This is a genomic window from Marinobacter sp. F3R08, assembly GCF_018860425.1.
GTDB lineage: Bacteria > Pseudomonadota > Gammaproteobacteria > Pseudomonadales > Oleiphilaceae > Marinobacter.
On the sequence record NZ_JAHKPI010000014.1, the window covers coordinates 794828 to 817156 of the forward strand.

Sequence of the window (22329 nt, forward strand, 5' to 3'; positions counted from 1 at the left end):
AGTAATGCTGTGAGCAGTTATGAAGATGTACTGGTGGCTCTAAGACGGGTGATCCGTGCAACGGATCTTCATTCAAAGCGCCTGAGCAAACATGCTGGATTGACTGGCCCTCAGCTGTTGATCATGAGAACGATTCGGGCACTTGGTGAAGTGACCATTGGCACCATTGCGGAAAAGGTGAGCCTCAGCCAGGCAACGGTAACCACCATCCTCGACCGACTGGAGCACCGCAACCTGGTGTACCGTGTACGCAGCACCCAGGACAAGCGCAAGGTACATGCTCACCTGACGGAGGAAGGTGCGGATCTCCTGGCCCGGGCGCCGAATCCTTTGCAGGAGGATTTCATTCAGAAATTCCAGAGCCTGGCGGAATGGGAGCAAACCATGATTCTTGCTTCGCTGCAGCGAGTGGCGAATATGATGGACGCCGACGATATTGATGCGTCGCCAGTGCTGACCGTGGGGTCGGTGCTCAAGGACGATGGCTGGAAGGCGGACGCCAAATCCTGACGATCTGGCATCCGGTTTCTGCCGTCATTCCGGCATCTGGGCAGTGATCTCGATGGACTGGTACCAGGCTGCCAGGTCGGCTATCTGCTGATCGGTGAGATTCCGGGCGACCACGGACATCATTTCATGTTCCCGCTTACCACTGCGAAAGGCCTTTAACTGGTTCTGGATGTAGATCTGGCTCTCGCCGGCAAGGTTGGGCGCAATCGGGATTTTGGCAATGCCGTCCAGGCCGTGACAGGTCTTGCACTGGGACGCGAGCTTGCGACCCTCGGCAGGGTTGGCAGCAAAGGCGGTGGAACAGAGCATCATAAAAGACGTGACGAGCATTGCAGCAAGTACTGCGAGTTTGCTTTTTTTCAACATGCAGGCTCTCCGGGCAGCCGGGGAGCCTGACGCTCCCCGGCACTGAATGGAATCCCGATTCAGGCTCAGGAGCCGGAACCGGTATAGGCGATCCGGTAGATGGCACTGGCCAGATCATCAGAGACCAGCAGTGAGCCGTCTCTCAGTTGAACCACGTCTACCGGCCGACCCAGATACTCCCCGTTTTCATCCAGCCAGCCTTCCGCGAACGGAACGGTTTCCCCGGCTACATTGCCCTCTGCGTCCACGGGCGTGAACATGACCCGTGCACCGATTGGCGTGGTCCGGTTCCATGAGCCGTGCTGCGCGGAGAAGATCCCGCCCTGGTACTTCTTCGGGAACATTTTGCCGGTGTAGAACATCATCCCCAGGTCCGCGGCGTGAGCTACCGTTTCTGATACCGGGAAGACAACTTCGACGGGAACGTCTTCACCTTTGTATTCATTGGTGCGGACATCGCCACCACCATACCAGGGATGACCGAAGTGCTGGCCCATGGCGGTTTGCCGGTTAATTTCACCCGGTGGCGTGTCATCTCCCATGCCGTCGACCTGATTGTCGGTGAACCAGAGCTCACCCGTGGTGGGGTTGAAATCGTGGCCGACAGAGTTCCGGATGCCCCGGGTGTAAACTTCCCGTTCGGTACCATCCTGGTTCATCCGGATCATGCCGCCGATGCCCCATTCATTGAACGTGTCCAGGTGCTTCGCCGGTGCCACATTGAACGGCTGGCCCAGGGAGATATAAAGCTTGCCGTCCGGACCGATATCGCAGACCCGCGCGGTGTGGTTGTAACTGACGAATTCTTCAGGAATCAGCTTGCCCTGGGGGACGACTTCGGACGCCACCACATCGCCGCTTTCATAGAAAAACTCGGCGGCCGGGTACGCCAGAACCCGGTTCTGCTCTGCAATGTAGAGGACGCCGTCCGGAGAGAAGCAAGGGCCATTGGGAATAGCCTTGGGCAGGGAGGGTGCGAAGTTTTTGACCTCGTCGGCTACCCGGTCTTTGTCGCGGTCAGTCACCGCCCAGACTTCGGTCTTCCGGGTGCCAACAAAGGTCACCACGCCCTGTGGGCCGACCGCCATGTGGCGCGCATCCGGAACCAGGGCATACAGACTGATTTCAAAGCCTTCGGGGAGCCGGATTGTCTCCAGGGTTTTGCGGATGGCGTCCGCACTGTTGGTGTTCTGATCGATGACCGTGAACTCGGCATTTCCCGTGACCTGAAAATTGCCCAGTTTTTCCAATGTTTCATTGGACTGGCTGTTGGCGTAAGGAACGATAGACAGGCCGGCGGCCACACAGAGAATTGAGGCTTTCTTGTTCATTGTTTTACCACTCTCTCTTTACCGATGAGTAGGGTGCCGGCAGCTTTTCACCACCGATCGCTTACTTTTTGAGCAAAGCAAGACCGAGTAAAGACAATGAACCAGAAAGCGTCAATGTCGCTGCTGACTGGTTGGACCAGTTATTTCAATGGACGCTGGATCCTTTCCTGGGCTTGTTGCCAAAGCACACCTGAAATACATCGCTGTAATGTTTGGCAAAATTCACTGACAGTCCATCCTTCAGATAGTCCGGCAGCTCTTCATAGTCGCCCCGGTTAGCCTCCGGGAGGATAAGGTTGCCGATCTTTTGCCGCCTTGCCGCAATGACCTTCTCACGAATACCGCCTACAGGCAGCACCTGGCCGGTCAGCGTAAGTTCACCGGTCATGGCAATGTTCTGTTGTGGTGCCTCCCTGCGGGCGATGGAGAGCAGCGCGGTCGCCATGGTGACGCCGGCACTGGGGCCATCCTTGGGCGTGGCCCCTTCCGGAACGTGCAGATGTATAAAGGACCGGTCGAAAAACGTCGGATCGCCTTTGAATCGTTTGAGATTGGATGACACATAGCTGTAGGCGATGTCGGCGGACTCCTTCATGACATCCCCCAGCTGACCGGTCAGTTTGAAGCCGCGCTGGGAACTGTGAATTCTGGATGCCTCTATACTCAGGGTGGCACCGCCCATGGCAGTCCACGCCAGGCCGGTCACGACCCCGGTGCCTTTGAGGGATTTTTCTTTCTTGAACGAAGGCTGGCCCAGGTAGCTCTGAAGATCCGAGACGCCCACCTTCACCGGCTGGTCCGGATTCTCCAGCAGCTTTACGATGCCCTTGCGGAGAATCTTGTGCAGCAGTTTTTCCAGGCTCCGCACGCCGGCCTCGCGGGCATAGCCTTCGATAACCTGTTTGATGGCTGCGTCGGTGATGTTGAACTGTTTTTTCAGTAACCCCGTCCGCTTCAGCAATCTGGGTAGCAGGTAGTGCTTGGCAATGGCCAGTTTTTCCTCGGCAATGTAACCGGACAGGCGGATCACATCCATGCGGTCGAGGAGCGGGCGCGGGATGGTGTCCAGCTGGTTGGCCGTGCAGATGAACAGGACCTTGGACAAGTCCATGCGAACATCCAGGTAATGGTCCAGGAAATCCCGGTTCTGTTCCGGATCCAGCGTCTCCAGCAGAGCGGATGCCGGGTCACCCTGGAATGAGGCGCCGATCTTGTCGATTTCATCCAGCATGATCACCGGGTTCGCCACCTTCGAATCCTTCAGAGCCTGGACAAACTTGCCTGGCATGGCGCCGATGTAGGTGCGGCGATGGCCCTTGATTTCAGCTTCGTCCCGCATGCCGCCGACGCTGAACCGGTAGAATTGTCGTCCCAGTGCATCTGCCACAGAGTGGCCGATAGAGGTTTTACCTACCCCTGGCGGGCCCACCAGCAACAGGATGGAGCCGCTGACCTCACCTTTGAATGTGCCTTCGGCCAGAAACTCGATAATGCGGTCTTTGACGTCGTCCAGGCCGTCGTGATCCCGATCCAGAATTCGTCGGGCTTCGGCCAGATCGAAGTGGTCTTCGGAGTGAATGCCCCAGGGTACCTGGGTCAGCCAGTCCAGGTAATTGCGGGTGACACCATATTCCGGCGAACCCTGTTCCAGAACCTGAAGTTTTTCGACTTCATCCCGGAATCGCTCCTCAACGGCTTCGGGCGGATTGAGCCGGGTCATACGCTCCTGAAACCGCTCCACATCGGCGGTCTTGTCGTCTTTGGCCATGCCGAGCTCGCGTTGGATGACCTTGAGCTGCTCCTTCAGAAAGAATTCGCGCTGATGTTTCTGGACCTTGGCGTTGACCTCTTCGCTGATCTCCGACTGCAGCCGTGCCACTTCCTGTTCCTTGCGCATCAGCAGCAGGACTTTTTCCATTCGGCGAAGCAGAGGCACCGTGTCCAGCACATCCTGAAGCTCTTTGCCGGGAGCGCTGGTCATGGAAGCGCCGAAATCGGCCAGGGGTGAGCTGTCATCCGGACCGAAGCGGGACAGGTACTGTTTCACCTCTTCGCCATAGAGCGGATTGGTGCGCAGCAGTTCCTTGATGGCACTGATAATGGCAAGCGTATAGGCCTTGAGTTCGTCTGCCTCTTCCTCGGGTTCGGTCGGGTATTCCACTTCCACCAGGTACGGCGGTTTGCGACGCAGCCACTGGACAATCCGGAAGCGCTGAAGGCCCTGGGCAATAAACTGGACTTTGCCACTCTCGTTCTGGGCGTGATGCACGCGAACGGCGCAGCCGGTTACCTCCAGCTGATCACTGGTGGGGATGCCGTCTTCGGTATCCGGAGTATCAACGAAGCAGATACCCATCACCTTGTGGTCGGTCTCGCCGACCCGCTTGAGCGTTTCCTGCCACGGGCTCTGGTTGACCACCACCGGCTGCACCTGGGCCGGGAAGAAAGGGCGGTTTGAAACCGGCAGCACATACATGCGCTGTGGCATCATCTGCTGGGGCAAGGCGAGATTCTTGCTGTGTTCGTCCTTGCCGATGTATTCGGTCACGTCCTCTTCGAATTCCTCTAGTGAATCGGTGTGCGTCTCATCATTCATACCGCGAGTATCCATCCGGAAAGGTTGCGAGTCAGTCCGGGACGGGGTTTGCCAGCCGGCCCGGAACAGTGATTAATAGCTATGTAACGCCAGATGTGGTGATTTCAAGGAGCTGGCTTTGGTCAGTGGCTGCTTGATTTTCCGGGATGCGGCCCCATGTCCCCTGACAGTCCGTAACGATTCATTCGACTTTTTCAGGTGTCCTGCATGAGCAACTCTCCCTATATCTTCGAAGCCACCATGGAAAACTTCCAGCAGAAAGTAATGGAAGCCTCTGCAAGTACGCCCATTCTGGTGGATGTCTGGGCCGAGTGGTGCGCGCCCTGCAAGCAGCTGATGCCTATGCTGGAGAAGCTGGCGGAGGATTATCAGGGTGCTTTCATGCTGGCCAAAGTCAACGCCGATGAGCAGGAGCAGCTTACCTCCAGTCTTGGTGTGCGCAGCCTGCCCACGGTGATTCTGGTCAAGGACGGCCAGGCAGTGGACGGCTTCAATGGGGCTCTTCCGGAAAGCGAAATCCGGAAGGTTCTGGACAAGCATGTGGAGGCGCCGAAGGAAGATCCCTACGACAAAGCCCACCGGATCTGGGAAGAGGGTGACGTTGAAGGGGCGCTGGCGATCCTGTCCGAGATGAATCAGGAAGACCCGGAAAACCTGAAGGTGTTGATTGACCTGGCCCAGCTAAAAGCGGAAATGGGCGATCTTGAAACGGCAGAAAAAGTCCTTGAAAGTCTGCCTCCGGAAGAGAAGATGCAACACCAGGCCAAGCAACTGGCTGCCCGGGTGAAGTTTCTCAAGCAGTCCGCCGAACTACCGCCCATCAAGGATCTTGAGATGGCTCTGGAGCAGGATCCGAAAGATCCGAACGCACTGCACCAGTTGGCGCTTCATCACGTACTGCAGGAGAATAACGCTGAGGCCATGGATCTGTTGATTCGCCTGATGCGGGTAGACAGTAAATACAAGGATGAGGTGGCCAAGACAACATTGGTTGAGTTGTTCGACAAGCTGGGCAACAACAACCCGGATGTACGGACCTATCGCCGGAAGCTCTATACCCTGATGCACTGACTGGTGGTTGGGGAGAGCGACGAAAATCGGCGTCAGATGAAAGGATGCGTCTGATCCTGCGGCCCCGTTTGATGGGGCGCAGGACCAGTGTATGGGGCTAGCCGTTGCCCCTTTGCATTTTCGCGTACTCGTCCTCAAAGAAGAACTTTTCCTCTCCGAACGCGGGTTCCAGCTCGTGCAGCCAGGTTGCCGTGTCACTGTATTTGGCAAAGAAGGGGCGCTGTACCCAGTCTGGGTTGCGGCCTTGCAGGAAGCGCAGAACAAAGACCTTCTCGCCGTGAATTTCAGTGATACCCTGAATCTCCACCTTGCCAGGGCCGGCGCTCATGGAGGGGCCGCGAGCGGTGCGTGCCAGACCGGACACCTGCTTCATGGCTTCGCGATAGATCTGGAAGGCTTCGGCCAGAGGCACTTCGAAGTAGTTCTTGGCGCCGGTGTCCCGCTCTACAAACATGTAGTAGGGAATGATCCCCAGCTGCACTTCTTTTTTCCAGAGCCTGGCCCAGGCATCGGCATCGTCGTTGACGTGCTTGATCAGCGGGCCCTGGGCGCGTATCTCGGCACCAGTGGCGCGAATGCGGCGGATGGCTTCTTCGGCGATCTCAGTGGTGATCTCCTGCCAATGGTTGTAGTGCGCCATGATAGCCACGTGCTTGCCGGCATCGACCAGTCGGGCGAACAGGTCGATCAGATCATCCGCGTCCTTGTCCGTAACGAAGCGGTACGGCCAGAAAGTGAGGGCTTTGGTGCCAATCCGGATGGTCTGGATATGGTCGAACTCCGGCTGTAGAAGTGGCTCCAGGTACTGCACCAGGTTCTTCGTCTTCATGACCATGGGATCGCCGCCGGTAACCAGCAGGTCAGAAACCTCGGTGTGTTCACGCAGGTAGCCGTGGAGTTTCTCGGCTTCGGTGCTGGACATTTTCAGGTCTTTGTCGCCAACAAACTGTGCCCAGCGGAAACAGAAGGTGCAGTAGGAGTGGCAGGTCTGGCCCTGGGCAGGGAAGAACAGCACGGTTTCACGGTATTTGTGCTGAACACCGTCCAGGACTTCACCGTCCAGCTCCGGCATGTTCATTTCCATCTGGCCCGCCGGGTGGGGGTTCAGATCGTCACGGATTTCCTTGGCAACGGCCTGGATTTCCTTCTTCTCGGCACCGTCCCGGTGCAGCTTTGCCATGCGTTCGTAATGCTCTTCTTTCAACATGCCCTTCTGAGGGAAGACAAGTTGATAGATCGGGTCGTTTGGTACTTTGTCCCAGTTGATCAGTTCGTTGATCACGTATTCGTTGACCCGGAACGGTAGCACGCTGGCGACCACTTTCATTTCAAACAGGGTTTCTTCTGGAAGACTCTGAATGACATCGATTTTATCGAGCTGGCGGTCTGTGTAGACCTGGAAGCGCCGTTCCTCGAACTCGGTAGTCGGAATCCGGTTCGGAAAGGTGACGATGGAGTTCATAGATCGCCCTCTGTTGTTGTCAATGACGGAAAAGTGGTCGTACCACTTTTTTGGTGGTTAAAAATCAGGCAGGCGAGTATACATAAATGGGGAATTATTTTCAGGTCTAATCAAAAAGATCCTGTGGGCCGAAATGCCGCTCGACAGGATGTTAGTCAAAATCCTCTAAAAACCGTGAAAATCGCTGAAGTGACCTGAAAGCTCGACTTGCAGATCGTTTAGCGTGGTAATTAAATTTCCGTTTGATACGAATGCTACGACATTGGTCGCAGTCTGGTTGTCTGATGGTCCAAAAACGGTCATTCTTCCGTAAGTAACCGTAATAAGTCCGTGTTGGCGGGAGATAGTTAGGTCGTTAATTGAATTTGAAGGCCATAATGTAGTAAAAATACTACAAGAAAACGGGTAGGCAGATCCGCGCACTGAACCGGCACGTCGTTCATCCTCAGGCCAAAAGCCCGTGAACCGGGGCGATCGGACAGGAAAAGTGTGAAAGCTGTTCTATGCTGTGTACAGGTTCTGTGTACTGGGGGCCGGTACACCTGTCAGGCTGAAAATACCCATAACAACACACTGCATTCCATCGCAGCTTATCAACACAGCAACGCGCCCGGCTGCTGATCGTGGCGGCGCTGCACATTTTGATGCCAAGGGGAGGTTTGATGTACCAGGACGATGATCCCATTGAAACCAGTGAATGGCTGGACGCGCTGGAATCTCTGATCGAGAACGAAGGCGTAGACAGAGCCAAATACATTCTTGAGAGGCTCTCCGAGCGGGCGAGCCGCGATGGAACCGAGCTTCCTTACTCTATAACGACGCCGTTCCGGAACAGTATTCCGGTTTCCCAGCAGGCACCGATGCCCGGTGATCTGTTTATGGAGCGCCGTATCCGCTCCCTCATCCGCTGGAACGCCATGGCGATGGTCATGCGGGCCAATCAGCGTCCGGGCGATCTCGGCGGCCACGTCTCCTCTTTCTCGTCGGCTGCAACGCTTTACGACGTGGGCTTCAACTATTTCTTCCATGGTGGCGATGAGAAGCGAGAGTCGGATCTGATTTACTTCCAGGGCCATTCGTCGCCCGGTATCTATGCCCGGTCCTTCCTGGAAGGCCGGTTCGACGAGAAGGATCTGGACAAATACCGCGAGGAAGTGGACGGCGATGGCCTGTCTTCTTACCCGCACCCCTGGCTGATGCCGGAATACTGGCAGTTCCCGACGGTTTCCATGGGGCTTGGGCCGATTCAGGCAATTTACCAGGCGCACGTCATGAAGTATCTGGACAGTCGTGAGCTGATCGAGATGGGCGACCGCAAGGTCTGGTGCTTCGTTGGTGACGGTGAGTGTGATGAGCCGGAAACCCTGGGCTCCATTTCCATGGCTGGCCGGGAAAATCTCAGCAACCTCATCTTCGTGGTTAACTGCAATCTTCAGCGCCTTGATGGTCCGGTCCGTGGCAACGGCAAGATTATCCAGGAACTGGAAGGTGTCTTCCGGGGAGCTGGCTGGAACGTTCTGAAAGTGATTTGGGGACGCCACTGGGATCCGCTGTTCGAGAAGGACAAGGAAGGCAAAATGCAGCACGTTATGGACGAAGTCTGTGACGGCGAGCTGCAGAACTTCAAGAGCAATGGGCCTGCCTACACCCGCAAGCACTTCTTCGGGCGTTACCCTGAGCTGGCGAAGATGGTTGAGAACCTGTCCGACGAGGACATTAACATGCTGAACCGTGGTGGCCACGATCCGTACAAGATCTACGCGGCCTTCCATCACGCCGTCAACAACAACAGTGGCAGACCTACCGTCATCCTGGCCCATACCATCAAGGGCTATGGCTTTGGTGAGGCGGGCGAGGCGCAGAACACGGCGCACTCCCTCAAGAAACTGGACATTGAGCAGCTGAAGTCGTTCCGCGACCGCTTTGCAGTGCCGCTCAAGGATGATGAGCTCAAAGACGTTCCCTACTACCGGCCAGCGCCGGACAGCCCGGAAATCGTCTACATGAAGAAGCGCCGGCAGGAGCTTGGCGGTTTCTATCCCAAGCGCCGCAAAGATTGCCAGCCGTTGCAGATTCCCGAGCTGGATATCTTCAAGGCGGTTCTGGACGGCTCTGGCGATCGGAAAATCTCGACCACCATGGCGTTTGTCCGGATCCTGACGGCTCTGACCAAAGACAAACGCATTGGCAAGCGCGTGGTTCCGATCGTGCCGGACGAGGCCCGTACCTTCGGTATGGAAGGTATGTTCCGTCAGTTGGGCATCTACACGGCCGAGGGGCAGAAGTATGTTCCGGAAGACCGCGACCAGATCATGTACTACCGGGAAGACAAAAAGGGCCAGATCCTTGAAGAAGGTATCAACGAAGACGGCTCCATGGCGGCCTGGATGGCAGCAGCAACGTCATACAGCACCAATAACTTCCCGCTGATCCCGTTTTACATCTTCTACTCCATGTTCGGCTTCCAGCGGGTGGGCGATCTGGCGTGGGCCTCGGGTGACATTCAGGCACGTGGCTTCCTGATTGGCGGTACTGCCGGTCGGACCACTCTGAACGGCGAAGGCCTGCAGCACCAGGATGGCCACAGCCATGTTCTGGCCAACACCATTCCGAACTGTAAGGCCTATGATCCGGCCTACGGTTACGAGATGGCCGTGGTGCTCCGGAAGGGTATGAAAGAGATGTTCGAGGACAATCAGAACGTCTTCTACTACCTCACCATTGAGAACGAGAACTACGAACAGCCCGCCATGCCGAAGGATTGCGAAGACGGCATTATCAAAGGTATGTACCAGTTCGAGTCTGTTGAAACCAAGGGAAGCAAGAAATCGCCTCGGGTTCAGCTCCTTGGTGCCGGCGCTATCCTGAACGAGGTGCGTGCAGCGGCCCAGATGCTGAAAGACGACTGGGGTGTTGCTTCTGACGTCTGGAGTGTTACCAGCTTCAATGAGCTTGCCCGTGAAGGCCAGCACGTAGAGCGCTGGAACCGTTTGCATCCGGATGACAAGCCCAAGAAGGCCTACGTGACCCAATGCCTGGAGAAACAGGCGGGACCGGTTGTGTCCTCGACAGATTACGTCAAGCTGCACTCCGAGCAGCTCCGGGCGTTCATTCCCAAAACCTATCTGACGCTGGGTACTGATGGCTTCGGCCGTAGTGACACTCGTGAGAAGCTGCGTAGCTTCTTTGAGGTTGACCGTTACTACGTGACGGTTACGGCGCTGTCAGCCCTGGCTCAGGACGGTGAGGTGAAGAACGATGTCGTTCTCGAAGCCATGCGCAAGTACGGAATCGATCGCAACAAAACGAACCCGGTGCTGAGCTAAGGAGTCCGCCATGAGTGAACAGGAAATCAAGGTTCCGGATCTCGGCGGTGCGGATGAGGTCGAGGTTATCGAAATCACCGTCAGTGCGGGAGAATCCGTTGAAGCAGAAGATCCGATTCTGACGGTTGAGTCAGACAAGGCCTCGGTTGAGTTGCCATCGCCGGGCGCCGGTAAGATCACCAAGATCACGGTAAAGGTTGGTGACAAGGTCAAGGAAGGCGACGTTGTTGGCATGATGGAAGTCAGCGCTGATGGCGCTGGCTCGGAAGATGCCGGCAGTGAAGAGCCTGAACAGAAGCAAGAGGCCCCTCAGGAGGCGAAGTCGGAGGAAAGCAAGCCGGCACCCAAGAAGGCGTCTGGTGGATCCCGCAAGGAGACCGTAAAGGTGCCGGCGCTGGATGGCTTCGATAACGTTCCGGTTATCGAGATCAACGTTGCTGAGGGCGATACCATTGAGGCAGATGACCCGCTGGTTACGGTGGAGTCTGACAAGGCTACCATGGAGATACCTTCCCCCTATGCGGGTAAGGTGGGCAAGATCCTGGTGTCCGAAGGTGACAAGCTGTCCGAAGGCAATGAATTGCTGGAAATGACCGTTCAGGAAGACGGTGGTGATGATGAGGCTTCTGAGGCGCCGGCACAGCAAGAAAAACCGCAGCCGAAATCCGAAGAAAAGTCTCAGCAGGCGAGCTCGTCTGTGCCTGAGCCTCAGGGTTCCACCTATGAGCCGCCTGCGCCGGGCGCCAAGGTTCATGCTGGCCCTGCGGTTCGCAAGCTGGCTCGTGAGCTGGGTGCTGATCTGGCCCGCATCAAGGGCTCTGGCCCCAAGGGTCGGATCATCAAGGATGATGTCCATGCCTATGTGAAGAGTCAGCTCAAGCAGGCCCAGCAGGGTGGTGGTGTTGCCACAGGCTCCGGTATTCCGGGTGTCAAATTGCCAGACTTCAGTCAGTTTGGTGATGTGAAGCGTGAGGCCATGTCGCGGATGATGTTCGCAACGGCCAACAACATGCAGCGCAGCTGGCTGAACGTGCCTCACGTAACCCAGTTTGAGGACGCGGACATCACCGATATGGAAGAGTTCCGCAAGGCTCAGAAGGCGGCCGGTGAGAAGAAAGGCGTTAAGATGACGCCGCTGCCGTTCCTTCTGAAGGCCTGTGCCACGGCGCTGGCCGAGCTGCCTCAGTTCAACGTGTCCCTGGACATGGAGCGCAAGGAGGTGGTTCGCAAGTCCTATATTCACATCGGGATAGCGGTAGATACGCCTCACGGGCTGATGGTGCCGGTTATCCGGGATGTGGACAAAAAGGGCTTGTGGGAGCTGGCGGCGGAAAGTGCCGAGCTGGCCCAGAAGGCGCGTGACAAGCAGCTGAAGCCGGCAGAGATGCAGGGCGCCTGCTTTACCATCACCAGTCTGGGTGGTATTGGCGGCACGGCGTTTACGCCAATTGTGAATACGCCGGAGGTAGCGATTCTGGGGGTTTCCAAGGCGGCGATGAAGCCGATTTGGGATGGTAAGGAGTTCCAGCCCCGTCTGATGTTGCCGTTGTCGCTGTCTTATGATCATCGGGCGGTGAATGGGGCGGATGCTGCCCGGTTCACGACGGTGCTCAGCCAGCTTCTCGGGGATATTCGCTCCCTTCTGCTGTGATAACCGCTGTATCCGCTCCCGGCCTTTGAGGCCTGGGGCGGCGAAAGCCATCTCTGTTTTTGCCAACGGCCGGCAATCCGGCCACCCAAACAAAAACCCCGGCCGAGGCCGGGGTTTCTGCTGAGTTAACTAACTTCTAACGGAAGAATCAGAAGTTGTACTGAGCAGCAAACGCCAAGCTGCTTGCGTCACCGTCGTCGCCACTCTGGGTTTCGCGCATACCGTACTTGTACTCGACGCCCATCATAACGTTTTTGACCGGTGTCCACTTGTAGTTGGCCATCACAGCGCTAACAGACTCGGTTGTTGCGCCGCTGATGCTGCCTACAGAGTCAGCAACCGCGTCATCCAGATCGACCTCAACCATACCGTAGCCAATGTTGATGCTGCGGCCGTTTCCGAGGTTAAAGCCGGCACCAACGCTACCGCCGTAACCGGAGATGGATTCAACATCACCGCTGCCGTCGATGTAGGCACTGGCAGCGCCAGAGCGGTACAGATAGCTGTTCGCACCATCGCTGTAGCTCAGTGTGCCCTGGATAGTGATCATGTCAGACACGGCCATTTTACCGGCTACGAATGTCGCGAAGCCAAATGAGCTTTCGTCTGACGAGCCAGTGTCATAGCCCAGCTGCTGAGCAAGTACGGCAGCAGAGTAGGACAGGCCACCAGCGGAATCCTGGATGCGAGCGGTCAGTGCTGGCATGCCATCTTTCGCAGCGGCGCCGGCGCCATCGATTGAATTCTTCGGCTGCTCAGCTGCCAGGGACAGAGATCCTGTGGTGTAACGCAGCTGTGGAACGCGGCTCTGGTAGCCGGCCAGGCCAGGAAGTGAATCGAAGTCAAGAGTAGAAGTATTGCCTACGAAGCTGGTGAAGTTAGACCAGGTTTGACCTGCGAGAACACCTTTGTACGAGCCGTAAGCGTGGCGCAGACGGATAGTGCCACCGCGGAAGTCACCCTCAACGTTAACCATGACGCCTTCCGGGGAAGTGGCCCTGACGCCGATTCGGCTCTGGACTGCGTCGGCACCGAAATAACCGGTCGCCTCGTTGTCCTCTGCTGCACCAACGTTGATCGCGTTATAGTTAAAGGAGCGGGTAGAAGTTGATACGTTTTCGTCAATATCATAACTGGCGTTCAAGCGCGCATAACCATAAACGGCCATGTCGTAATCGCCTGCCGTAAAGCTGACTGCGCCAGCCTGTCCGGCCACACCAAAGATGGCAGCTGTTGCCGTCGCACGAATTGCCAATCTCAGTTTGTTGCTTTGCATCGTTGTTGTCTCCACACATTATTGTTGTTGGACCCAAAAACAAGGTAGTTACGAATTCGTGACAATTCAAATAATTTCATGCAGAAATTAGACGAATGTCTATAACAGATTTTCGTTCATATACAGACATCTGCGGTTGCCGTCGAGGCGTAAATCTGTTCCATGACCTCCGAAAGTAGAATTCTTGAGTCGGCCACCTTCGCGTTTCTTGATCTTGAAACCAGCGGTGGCAATTCACAGCGGGACAGAATCACCGAGATTGGTATCCGGTTCTGGCGCGCCGGCGAGGTTGTGGGTGAATGGCAGACGTTGCTGAATCCGGAAGCGCGAATTTCGCCATTTATTGAGAACCTTACCGGTATTTCTAATGAAATGGTGGCTGCGGCGCCGCGCTTTGAAGAGATTGCAGATGAGCTGGAGGCGCAGCTGACGGGCAAGGTATTTGTCGCTCACAATGCCCGTTTTGATTACGGGTTCATCAAAGCCGAGTACCGTCGACTGGGTCGTTTGTTTTCCGCGAAAGTGCTCTGCACGGTAAAACTGTCCCGACGCCTGTATCCGGAATTCCGGCGTCACAATATGGACGCGCTGATCGCACGGCATGATCTTGCCCGGGTTCAGCGGCATCGTGCCATGGGGGATGTCTCTGCCATGCTGGCGTTTTTTGAGCATGCACGGGCAGAAAAAGGCGACGGGCTATTTGAGGTCGCTTTGCGGGAATTGCTGCAGCGCCCCAGTATTCCGTCCCACCTTTCACCGGATATTCTTCAGGATCTTCCCCGGGTAGCCGGGGTGTACCGCTTTTATGGTGAGAACGATGTGCTTTTGTATGTTGGCAAAAGTACCTGCATAGCCCAGCGGGTGGCTTCCCACTTCTCCGGTGACCACAACTCGGCCCGGGGCGTGCGCATGTCCGAAAGCCTGCGCCGGGTTGAGTGGACGGAAACGGCGGGCGAACTTGGGGCGCTGCTGCTGGAGCTGAAACAGATCAAATCCATGAAGCCCCTGTTCAATCGACGCTCCCGGGCAGCCAAGAATCTGGTCAGTATCGAGTTGTCGACTAACGAGGCGGGGTATTTGCAGGCGCGGCTGGTTCGCGAAATCGCGCCTGAGCGGTTGGGCGATTATTTCGGCTTGTTCCGCAGCAAACGTGATGCCGAGCGAGCATTGAGCGGGATTGCGGCCAAAAATGAGTTGTGCAACCGCTTGCTGGGGCTGGGGCTGGAGCCGGAGCACGATGGTGCCTGCTTCCAGCGAACACTTGGGCGATGCAGGGGCGCCTGTGAGGCGCTTGAGAGTGTCGAGCGCTACAACCTGCGGATGCAGATTGCCTTTCACAGTCTGCGGCTGAAAACCTGGCCCTGGAAAGGACCGGTGGGGATTGTCGAGCATGACGCCCGGTCTGACCGAATGGATATCCTGGTAGTCTACAACTGGATGCATGTGGCCACCGTGCATGATGAGGCGGCGTTACAGGATCTCTCTCTCCGCGGCCAGGCAGTCACCTTTGACCTGGATTCCTACAAACTGCTGATCGGTGCCCTGATGGACCGCAACAAGGGTAAGGACGTGCAGCACCGGGTGATCGAGTTACCGGCCATCGGGGAACCGGATGTTCTTATGCCTTGAGTGGCGTATTATGGTGCAGGAGTCCGCACACTTACTTACTTGTCTGGCGCGGTCACTCTACTATTTTTTAACTGCCTATCCGTTTTCCCGAGAGAGATCTATGAGTAAAGAGCCCGTCAACCGCGAACTGTTCGATGAAGTCATGGTGCCCAACTACGCTCCCGGTTCTATCATTCCGGTGCGAGGGGAAGGTTCCCGAATCTGGGATCAGGAAGACCGCGAGTTTATCGATCTTCAGGGCGGCATTGCGGTGACCTGTCTTGGTCACTCCCATCCCGGGCTGATAGGTGCCTTGCACGAACAGGCCGACAAGATCTGGCATCTGTCCAACGTTATGACTAACGAGCCGGCGCTGCGTCTGGCAAAAACCCTGTGTGACCTGACCTTCGCTGAACGCGTGTTCTTCGCCAATTCCGGTGGTGAGGCAAACGAGGCAGCTTTCAAGCTGGCACGTCGGTATGCCTGGGAGCACTACGGACCGGAAAAGAACGAAATCATTTCGTTCAGAAACTCCTTCCACGGGCGCACCCTGTTTACCGTCAGTGTTGGCGGTCAGCCCAAGTACCTGGAAGGTTTTGAGCCGGCACCGGGCGGTATTCATCATGCCGAGTTCAATGACTTGGAATCTGTCAAAAAGCTGATCTCAAAAGAGAAGACCTGCGCGGTGGTGGTCGAACCCATTCAGGGCGAGGGCGGCGTGATGCCTGGTGATCAGGCATTCCTTGAGGGGCTGCGCCAGCTATGCGACGACAACAATGCGCTGCTGGTGTTTGATGAAGTACAGTCCGGCGTCGGCAGAAGCGGCCATCTGTATGCTTATCAGATGTACGACGTCGTGCCGGATATCCTTTCCAGCGCCAAGGGACTGGGCGGTGGTTTCCCGGTGGCGGCCATGCTGACAACGGCCCGCGTTGGGGCGAGCCTTGGTGTGGGGACTCATGGCAGCACCTATGGTGGCAATGCTCTGGCCTGTGCTGTGGCCCAGAAAGTAATGGATACGGTCAGTCAGCCGGAGATTCTCAAGGGCGTGAAATCCCGGTCTGACAGATTGCGCAAGGGCATGATGGATATTGGCGAGCGTTATGGCGTGTTCAGTGAAGTGCGCGGCGCTGGCCTGCTCCTTGGGTGTGTTCTGACCGAGAAATGGCAGGGCAAGGCCAAGGATTTTCTGAACGCTGGTCTGGAAGAGGGCGTGATGGTGCTGGTAGCTGGTGCGAATGTTGTTCGTCTGGCACCGTCACTGATCATCCCGGAATCCGATATCGACGAAGCGCTTGAGCGCTTTGAAACGGCGGTTAGAAAGCTGACGGCCTAAGGAGTATTTATGTGGCTGGTACGTCCGGCTCGGCCGGATGATCTGGACCAGATTCTCACTATCGCGGGCACCCAGAGTGCCCGTCTCTCCTCAACGCTGCCCAAGCAGGGCGATGCCCTGACCAATAAAATCGAACAGTCCATAGCTTCCTTCTCCGGCAGAACCCGCGCCGGGAGTGAACCGCAGAGATTTCTGTTCGTGCTGGAGAATACCGAGACCGGGGCCATTGCTGGCACCGCAGGCATTGATGCCCGGGCTGGCAATGGCCAGCCTTTCTATAATTACCGGCGGGATGCCTTGATTCATGCGTCCCATGAACTTGGCGTATCGCGCCGGGTAGAGGTGCTGTATCCCTCGCATTCTCTGACCGATGCCACTCTGTTGTGCTCATTCTCGATTCGTCCGGAGCTTCGAAGTACGAGCGCGTTCGAGTTGTTGTCCCGGGCCCGGATTCTGTTTATTGCCGAACACAGGGAATGGTTTACCCCTCGAATCGCTGTGGAAATTCAGGGTGTGCAGCTGGATGATGGCAGCGTGCCATTCTGGGACAGTCTGGGGCGGCACTTTTTCGATATGGATTTCGAAACTGCGGATCAGCACTCCGGGCAATTGAGTAAGACCTTTATTGCCGAGCTTATGCCCCCCAACCCTATCTACGTCACCCTGCTCAGCGAGGCGGCCCAGCAGGCGCTGGGGCGGGCTCACCAGATAACCTTGCCCAACCTCGAATTGTTGCAGCGGGAAGGGTTTCAGCCGGGCTGTTTCCTGGATATCTTTGATGCCGGCCCGGTTCTGGAGGCACGTACGGATAGCCTGAGAACTCTGGTGGCCAGTCATTCGAAGGCGCTGCACGGCACTCATGAGGATGTGGGTGAAACCTGCCTGATTGCAGCCGGGGAGCGAGAACAGTTCCGCTGCACGTTGACCCCCCTAGCCGAAACGCTGGATGACAAACTGAAGGTTCCGATAGCGACCTGGAAAGTGCTGAACAAAACCGCGGGCGACCGGGTAAGGATTGCGCCGCTATGACCATCTACAGAATGCGCAAACGCGTTGTCTCAGGGATCGGGAGGGCGAGAGCATGCTGGTAATCCGTCCGCTGCAGGAAAACGATCTGGATGATCTGTACACCATGGCGCAGAATGCCGGGAAGGGGCTTACGACCTTGCCGGCGGACCGGGACATCCTGGAAGGCAAGATCAACCACGCCCGGGAGACCTTCAACCAGCGCATTGCCCCCGAGGCCGGGCTATACCTGTTCGCCCTCGAGGATATCCAGCGCAAGAAAACGGTCGGAATCAGCGGCATTCAGGCTCGCGTTGGTCTGGACGAGGTGTTTTACAACTACCGACTCAGCATTACCGTGAATGCGTCCAAAGAGCTGGGTGTGCACGTGCGAACACCGACGCTGCAATTGTCCAACGATATGACCGACACCAGTGAAATCTGTTCGCTGCTGCTTTCCGACGAGTACAAGGGCGGTGGCAGCGGGCTACTGCTGTCCCGGTGCCGGTTTATGTACCTGGACGATTTCCGCAAACATTTTTCAGAAAAGGTGTTTGCAGAAATGCGCGGAGTCTCCGATACCCAGGGGCGCAGCCCTCTGTGGGATGCTCTGGGCAGCAAGTTTTTCGATATGGAGTTCACCGAGGCCGATATGCTTTCGGGGCTTGGCAATAAATCATTCATTGCTGAACTCATGCCGAAGTATCCGATTTATCTGCCAATGCTGCCGGAGTCGGCCCGGGCGGTCATCGGTCGGGTTCACGACAACACCGCCCCGGCGTTGCGTATGTTGCAATCCGAGGGCTTCAATTTTAATGGCCTGGTAGACATCTTTGATGGTGGGCCGGTGGTTGAAGCTTTCGTTCACAATATCCGGACGGTAAGGGAAGGCATGAACCGGCACGCCATGATAACTCGCAAGCCGGTCAATCTGGATGTTCCGGCCGGGGAAAGGGCGATGGTGTCGAACCGCTCGTTCAGGGATTTCCGGGTGACCACGCTTCCGATCGATTGCATCGGTCCGGACACAGTCAGCATGCCGCCGGAAGTGGCAGAGGCCCTGCAGATCGAATCTGGCGATCCGGTTCGTCTGGCTCCCTTGAAAGATGCGGGGGGACTGACCAAACACAGGTATACAAGCTCAGTATCGGGAGGTGCATCAAAATGGCAAAGCTGACAGGTGAACTGCTTATCGACGGACTCTGGCTGCAGGGCCACGGGGAGGTGTTCGAATCTGTTCAGCCCGTTACCGGTGAAGCGGTTTGGGATGGTCAGAGTGCTAACCTGGAGGATGTCGATGCGGCCGTCCGGGAGGCGCGCAAAGCCTTTCTGACATGGCAGCGCAAGAGCTTTGCGGAGCGTCAGGCGGTTGTCGAAGCCTTTGGCGAGTTGCTTGAGACCCACAAGGAAGAGCTGGCCCATCAGATCGGCCTGGAAACCGGTAAACCCCTGTGGGAATCGCGAACGGAAGTGGCCGCAATGGTCGGCAAGATCGGTATCTCCGTGAATGCCTACAACGACCGCACCGGAACCTCCGAGTCTGATGTGGCTGGCGGTCATGCGGTACTCCGGCATCGGCCCCATGGCGTTGTGGCGGTGTTCGGTCCCTACAACTTTCCCGGACACCTGCCCAACGGCCACATCGTACCGGCTTTGCTGGCGGGCAATACCGTGGTGTTCAAGCCCAGTGAGCTGACTCCTGGCGTTGCGGAGATGACCGTGAAGCTCTGGGAGAAAGCGGGTATTCCGGATGGTGTTATCAATCTGGTGCAGGGCGCCTCGGCGACCGGGAAGTCCCTGGCCAGCCATCCGTTGATTGACGGCCTGTTCTTTACCGGCAGCTCAACCGTCGGGCATCTGCTGCACAAGCAGTTTGGCGGTCAGCCGGAGAAAATCCTGGCCTTGGAAATGGGCGGTAATAACCCCCTTATTGTTCAGGACGTGGCTGACATCGACGGGGCAGCGCATCACGCCCTGCAATCGGCTTTTCTCTCGGCCGGCCAGCGTTGTACCTGTGCACGGCGGCTTCTGGTGCCCAAGGGTAAAAAGGGCGACGCCTTCCTGGATCGCCTGGTAGAGGTGTCGGCCCGGATCAAAGTGGGTGATTTCGATGCCGATCCGCAGCCGTTTATGGGCTCTGTGATTTCTGCAGAAGCGGCAGACAAACTCCTGGCGGCTCAGGCCAGCCTGCTCGAGAAGGGCGGTAAATCCCTGCTGGAAATGAAATCCCTGAGGTCAGGCACGGGGCTGCTGTCGCCGGGTATTGTCGATGCGACAGATGCCGACGTGACCGACGAGGAATTTTTCGGGCCCCTGCTTACGGTCTATCGTTACAAGAGCTTTGATGACGCTCTTGAGCTGGCCAACGATACCCGTTACGGACTCTCCGCGGGTATCCTCAGCGATGACCGGAAACTCTATGAACGTCTGGTTCAAGAAGTGCGGGCCGGCATCGTGAACTGGAACCGGCCACTGACCGGTGCCAGCAGTGCAGCGCCCTTTGGCGGCGCCGGTGCCAGCGGTAATCATCGTCCCAGTGCTTACTACGCGGCCGACTACTGTGCCTGGCCCATGGCTTCTCTGGAGGCTGGCAAAAGTGAAGTGCCAGACACCCTGGCGCCCGGCCTGAACTTCGACTAACGGAACTGACTGTCATGGCAAAACATGCGGTAGAAGCAAATTTTGATGGTCTGGTTGGCCCTACCCACAATTACGCCGGCTTGTCCTGGGGCAACGTTGCCTCCAAGTCCAACGTGAGTTCGGTATCCAATCCGAAAGAAGCGGCGTTGCAGGGGCTTGCCAAGATGAAGCGTCTGGCGGACCGGGGGTATGTGCAGGGCATCCTGCCGCCCCATGAGCGGCCGCATATACCGACGCTCCGGGCCCTGGGGTTTGATGGCTCAGATGCCCGTGTGCTGGAGCAGGTTGCCAGATCCAGTCCGGCTCTGCTGGCTGCGGTATCGTCCGCATCGCCGATGTGGACCGCCAATGCAGCTACGGTGTCGCCCAGTGCCGATACCTCCGACCATCGTGTGCACTTTACCCCGGCCAACCTGAGTGCCAAGTTCCATCGTTCTATTGAACACACGGTCACCGGCCGTTCCCTGAAAGCCATCTTTGCCGACGACAGCTACTTCGCGCACCATCCGGCTCTGCCTTCGGTCAGCCACTTTGGTGACGAGGGTGCTGCCAACCATACCCGGTTGTGTGGCGAATACGGGGAGCCGGGTGTGGAACTGTTTGTCTACGGGCAGACTGCCTTTAACGAACAGGCGCCGGCACCAAAAAAATACCCGGCCCGACAGACTCTCGAGGCGTCCCAGGCGATTGCGCGTCTGCATGGTCTGAAGGATCAGCGTGTGGTGTTTGCCCAGCAGAACCCGGAAGCCATTGATGCGGGCGTTTTTCATAACGATGTGATTGCCGTGGGTAACGGCAATGCCCTGTTCTACCATGAGATGGCGTTCCTGGAAGAAGAGCAGGTGCTGGCGGATATCCGGGAACGCCTTGTCGGAGCGGAGCTGGAGGCGGTCCGGGTCTGTAGTGCGGATGTTCCGCTAGAGGATGCGATTGCCTCCTACCTGTTCAACAGCCAGTTACTGAAAAGCCCGGACGGCATGTTGTTGGCGGTGCCTGGAGAGTGCCGGGAAGTAGCTTCGGTCAGCCGCTATCTGGATAACCTGGTGGCCTCTGGTGGGCCCGTGACCTCGGTTGAGGTGTTTGACGTTAAACAATCCATGCGTAACGGGGGCGGACCTGCCTGTCTGCGCCTGAGAGTGGCGCTGGATGACGATGAGCTGAACGCCATAAACCGGGGTGTGTTGCTAACCGATGACCTCTACGAGCGATTGACTGCCTGGGTGGCAGCTCATTATCGGGACGAGCTGAGTCAGGATGAGCTTGGCGATCCCATGCTGCTGGAGGAAGTCCGGAAAGCCCTGGACGAACTCACCGGCATCATGGGCCTCGGTTCGATTTACGATTTCCAGCTCTAGGCGGAAATCGAGGACGTCAGCATGTCCATGGTATGCAGGATCAGGCTTTCCGCGGGGAAGGCCGGATTGCCCTCGCTCATCTCTGACTGACAGAGAAGAATTGCCCCGTGAAGAGCCCCTCGCAGGTAAAGGGCGGTCTGAACTGGGTCGATAATCCGGTCCCGGTTCATGGTGCCGTCCCGAAGTCCCAGTTCAATGGCTTCGACCATCAGTTCCATCAGGTCTGACTTGGAACACAGCATCTCCTCGGCCTGGCTTTCGTCGGCCTCGGCCATGGCGGTGGATGCTGTGGTCAGCGCAGAAAAGTAGTCCGGTTCCTCCAGATAGAAACGGTAGTAGGATTCTCCCATCGCCCGGATCTGGGCCAGACCTGTATCGGCGGTCTGCTTGGCCTCTTCGAATCGCCGGAACAGGCTGTGACCAGCTCTCAGCATGATGCCCCGCTGTATCGCCGCCTTATCCTTGAAGTACACATACAGCAACGCCCGGCTTAGACTGGCGGTGCGAGCAATGTCGTCCATCGACGTGCGCTCGTAACCCTTTTCTGAGAACACCCGTTCGGCGGCGTCCAGAATGGTGTCGTAACGGGCCTGTTTTTCGCGCTCGCGGCGGGTTTTCAGCGGTTCACTCATTCAATTTTCCGGTTAGTTGGCAACGGCAGGCAAAGGATACCTGAATCAGAATCAAACCTGATTATTGACATAATGTCAAAGAATGACATTATGTCCAGATCAACTGCCGGGTTCCTCCAGGGACTGGACTCCGCCAACTACAAGAACATGGATGAAAGGAAGAA

General features: G+C 56.9%; 16 protein-coding genes. 10 read left to right on the forward strand and 6 right to left on the reverse strand.

Translation table 11 applies throughout. The annotated features are described in order from the left end of the window. Positions 1–9 precede the first annotated feature (9 nt). Positions 10–510, forward strand: a complete 501-nt coding sequence (locus KO499_RS06685) for a MarR family winged helix-turn-helix transcriptional regulator (protein ID WP_215982919.1) — start codon at positions 10–12, stop codon at positions 508–510. 24 nt (positions 511–534) lie between these two features. Here KO499_RS06685 and KO499_RS06690 read toward each other — a convergent pair whose 3' ends face one another. The 3 genes from KO499_RS06690 to lon all read right to left on the reverse strand — a co-directional run bounded on the left by KO499_RS06690 (position 535) and on the right by lon (position 4803). Beyond that, positions 535–876, reverse strand: a complete 342-nt coding sequence (locus KO499_RS06690) for a c-type cytochrome (RefSeq protein ID WP_215982920.1) — start codon at positions 874–876, stop codon at positions 535–537. Between the two features lie 65 nt (positions 877–941). Beyond that, positions 942–2207, reverse strand: coding sequence for a PQQ-dependent sugar dehydrogenase (locus tag KO499_RS06695; protein ID WP_215982921.1), 1266 nt, complete (start codon positions 2205–2207; stop codon positions 942–944). 145 nt (positions 2208–2352) lie between these two features. Further along, positions 2353–4803, reverse strand: a complete 2451-nt coding sequence (gene lon, locus KO499_RS06700) for an endopeptidase La (protein ID WP_215982922.1) — start codon at positions 4801–4803, stop codon at positions 2353–2355. A gap of 207 nt (positions 4804–5010) precedes the next feature. Here lon and trxA point away from each other — a divergent pair, with 207 nt between their 5' ends. Further along, positions 5011–5874: a thioredoxin gene (gene trxA / locus KO499_RS06705; protein ID WP_215982923.1), complete on the forward strand. Its 864-nt coding sequence runs from the start codon at positions 5011–5013 to the stop codon at positions 5872–5874. A 97-nt stretch (positions 5875–5971) separates the two neighbouring features. Here the strand turns inward: trxA and KO499_RS06710 are convergent, their stop codons facing one another. Further along, the gene (locus KO499_RS06710; protein ID WP_215982924.1) at positions 5972–7336 is read right to left on the reverse strand and encodes a KamA family radical SAM protein; all 1365 of its coding nucleotides are present in this window, start codon (positions 7334–7336) and stop codon (positions 5972–5974) included. Positions 7337–7998: 662 nt separating this feature from the next. Between KO499_RS06710 and aceE the strand changes: the two genes are divergently transcribed. Both aceE and aceF read left to right on the forward strand, forming a co-directional pair. Then, entirely contained in the window at positions 7999–10662 is a 2664-nt protein-coding gene (gene aceE, locus KO499_RS06715; protein ID WP_215982925.1) for a pyruvate dehydrogenase (acetyl-transferring), homodimeric type, read from the forward strand. A gap of 10 nt (positions 10663–10672) precedes the next feature. Next, entirely contained in the window at positions 10673–12313 is a 1641-nt protein-coding gene (gene aceF / locus KO499_RS06720) for a dihydrolipoyllysine-residue acetyltransferase (RefSeq protein WP_215982926.1), read from the forward strand. Positions 12314–12461: 148 nt separating this feature from the next. Here aceF and KO499_RS06725 read toward each other — a convergent pair whose 3' ends face one another. Beyond that, positions 12462–13589 carry a DcaP family trimeric outer membrane transporter gene (locus tag KO499_RS06725; RefSeq protein WP_215982927.1) on the reverse strand — a complete coding sequence of 376 codons (1128 nt, stop codon included), beginning with the start codon at positions 13587–13589 and terminating at the stop codon, positions 12462–12464. 162 nt (positions 13590–13751) lie between these two features. Here KO499_RS06725 and KO499_RS06730 point away from each other — a divergent pair, with 162 nt between their 5' ends. From KO499_RS06730 to astB, 6 genes are all read left to right on the forward strand, one after another. Further along, positions 13752–15218, forward strand: coding sequence for an exonuclease domain-containing protein (locus tag KO499_RS06730; RefSeq protein ID WP_215982928.1), 1467 nt, complete (start codon positions 13752–13754; stop codon positions 15216–15218). A 100-nt stretch (positions 15219–15318) separates the two neighbouring features. Further along, the gene (locus KO499_RS06735; protein WP_215982929.1) at positions 15319–16533 is read left to right on the forward strand and encodes an aspartate aminotransferase family protein; all 1215 of its coding nucleotides are present in this window, start codon (positions 15319–15321) and stop codon (positions 16531–16533) included. A 9-nt stretch (positions 16534–16542) separates the two neighbouring features. Then, a complete protein-coding gene (locus KO499_RS06740; protein ID WP_215982930.1) occupies positions 16543–17562 on the forward strand; it encodes an arginine N-succinyltransferase in 1020 nt (339 codons plus the stop codon). 52 nt (positions 17563–17614) lie between these two features. Beyond that, complete coding sequence (gene astA, locus KO499_RS06745; protein WP_215982931.1) at positions 17615–18715, forward strand: arginine N-succinyltransferase; 1101 nt, start codon at positions 17615–17617, stop codon at positions 18713–18715. Beyond that, positions 18703–20178, forward strand: a complete 1476-nt coding sequence (astD, locus tag KO499_RS06750; RefSeq protein ID WP_215982932.1) for a succinylglutamate-semialdehyde dehydrogenase — start codon at positions 18703–18705, stop codon at positions 20176–20178. Before astA ends, astD begins: the two co-directional genes overlap by 13 nt. A 14-nt stretch (positions 20179–20192) precedes the next feature. After that, complete coding sequence (gene astB / locus KO499_RS06755; protein WP_215982933.1) at positions 20193–21533, forward strand: N-succinylarginine dihydrolase; 1341 nt, start codon at positions 20193–20195, stop codon at positions 21531–21533. Here astB and KO499_RS06760 read toward each other — a convergent pair. Continuing rightward, positions 21530–22165 (reverse strand): TetR/AcrR family transcriptional regulator, encoded by a 636-nt coding sequence (locus KO499_RS06760; protein WP_215982934.1) that lies wholly within the window; start codon positions 22163–22165, stop codon positions 21530–21532. The two genes, astB and KO499_RS06760, sit on opposite strands and share 4 nt — an antisense overlap. Positions 22166–22329 lie beyond the last annotated feature (164 nt).

Bases quoted from the DNA above. Each gene is read 5' to 3' on its own strand.
- KO499_RS06690 (WP_215982920.1), bottom strand. From the start codon at position 876: ATGTTGAAAAAAAGCAAACTCGCAGTACTTGCTGCAATGCTCGTCACG.
- KO499_RS06695 (WP_215982921.1), bottom strand. From the start codon at position 2,207: ATGAACAAGAAAGCCTCAATTCTCTGTGTGGCCGCCGGCCTGTCTATC.
- lon (WP_215982922.1), bottom strand. From the start codon at position 4,803: ATGAATGATGAGACGCACACCGATTCACTAGAGGAATTCGAAGAGGAC.
- trxA (WP_215982923.1), top strand. From the start codon at position 5,011: ATGAGCAACTCTCCCTATATCTTCGAAGCCACCATGGAAAACTTCCAG.
- KO499_RS06710 (WP_215982924.1), bottom strand. From the start codon at position 7,336: ATGAACTCCATCGTCACCTTTCCGAACCGGATTCCGACTACCGAGTTC.
- aceE (WP_215982925.1), top strand. From the start codon at position 7,999: ATGTACCAGGACGATGATCCCATTGAAACCAGTGAATGGCTGGACGCG.
- aceF (WP_215982926.1), top strand. From the start codon at position 10,673: ATGAGTGAACAGGAAATCAAGGTTCCGGATCTCGGCGGTGCGGATGAG.
- KO499_RS06725 (WP_215982927.1), bottom strand. From the start codon at position 13,589: ATGCAAAGCAACAAACTGAGATTGGCAATTCGTGCGACGGCAACAGCT.
- KO499_RS06730 (WP_215982928.1), top strand. From the start codon at position 13,752: ATGACCTCCGAAAGTAGAATTCTTGAGTCGGCCACCTTCGCGTTTCTT.
- KO499_RS06735 (WP_215982929.1), top strand. From the start codon at position 15,319: ATGAGTAAAGAGCCCGTCAACCGCGAACTGTTCGATGAAGTCATGGTG.
- KO499_RS06740 (WP_215982930.1), top strand. From the start codon at position 16,543: ATGTGGCTGGTACGTCCGGCTCGGCCGGATGATCTGGACCAGATTCTC.
- astA (WP_215982931.1), top strand. From the start codon at position 17,615: ATGCTGGTAATCCGTCCGCTGCAGGAAAACGATCTGGATGATCTGTAC.
- astD (WP_215982932.1), top strand. From the start codon at position 18,703: ATGGCAAAGCTGACAGGTGAACTGCTTATCGACGGACTCTGGCTGCAG.
- astB (WP_215982933.1), top strand. From the start codon at position 20,193: ATGGCAAAACATGCGGTAGAAGCAAATTTTGATGGTCTGGTTGGCCCT.
- KO499_RS06760 (WP_215982934.1), bottom strand. From the start codon at position 22,165: ATGAGTGAACCGCTGAAAACCCGCCGCGAGCGCGAAAAACAGGCCCGT.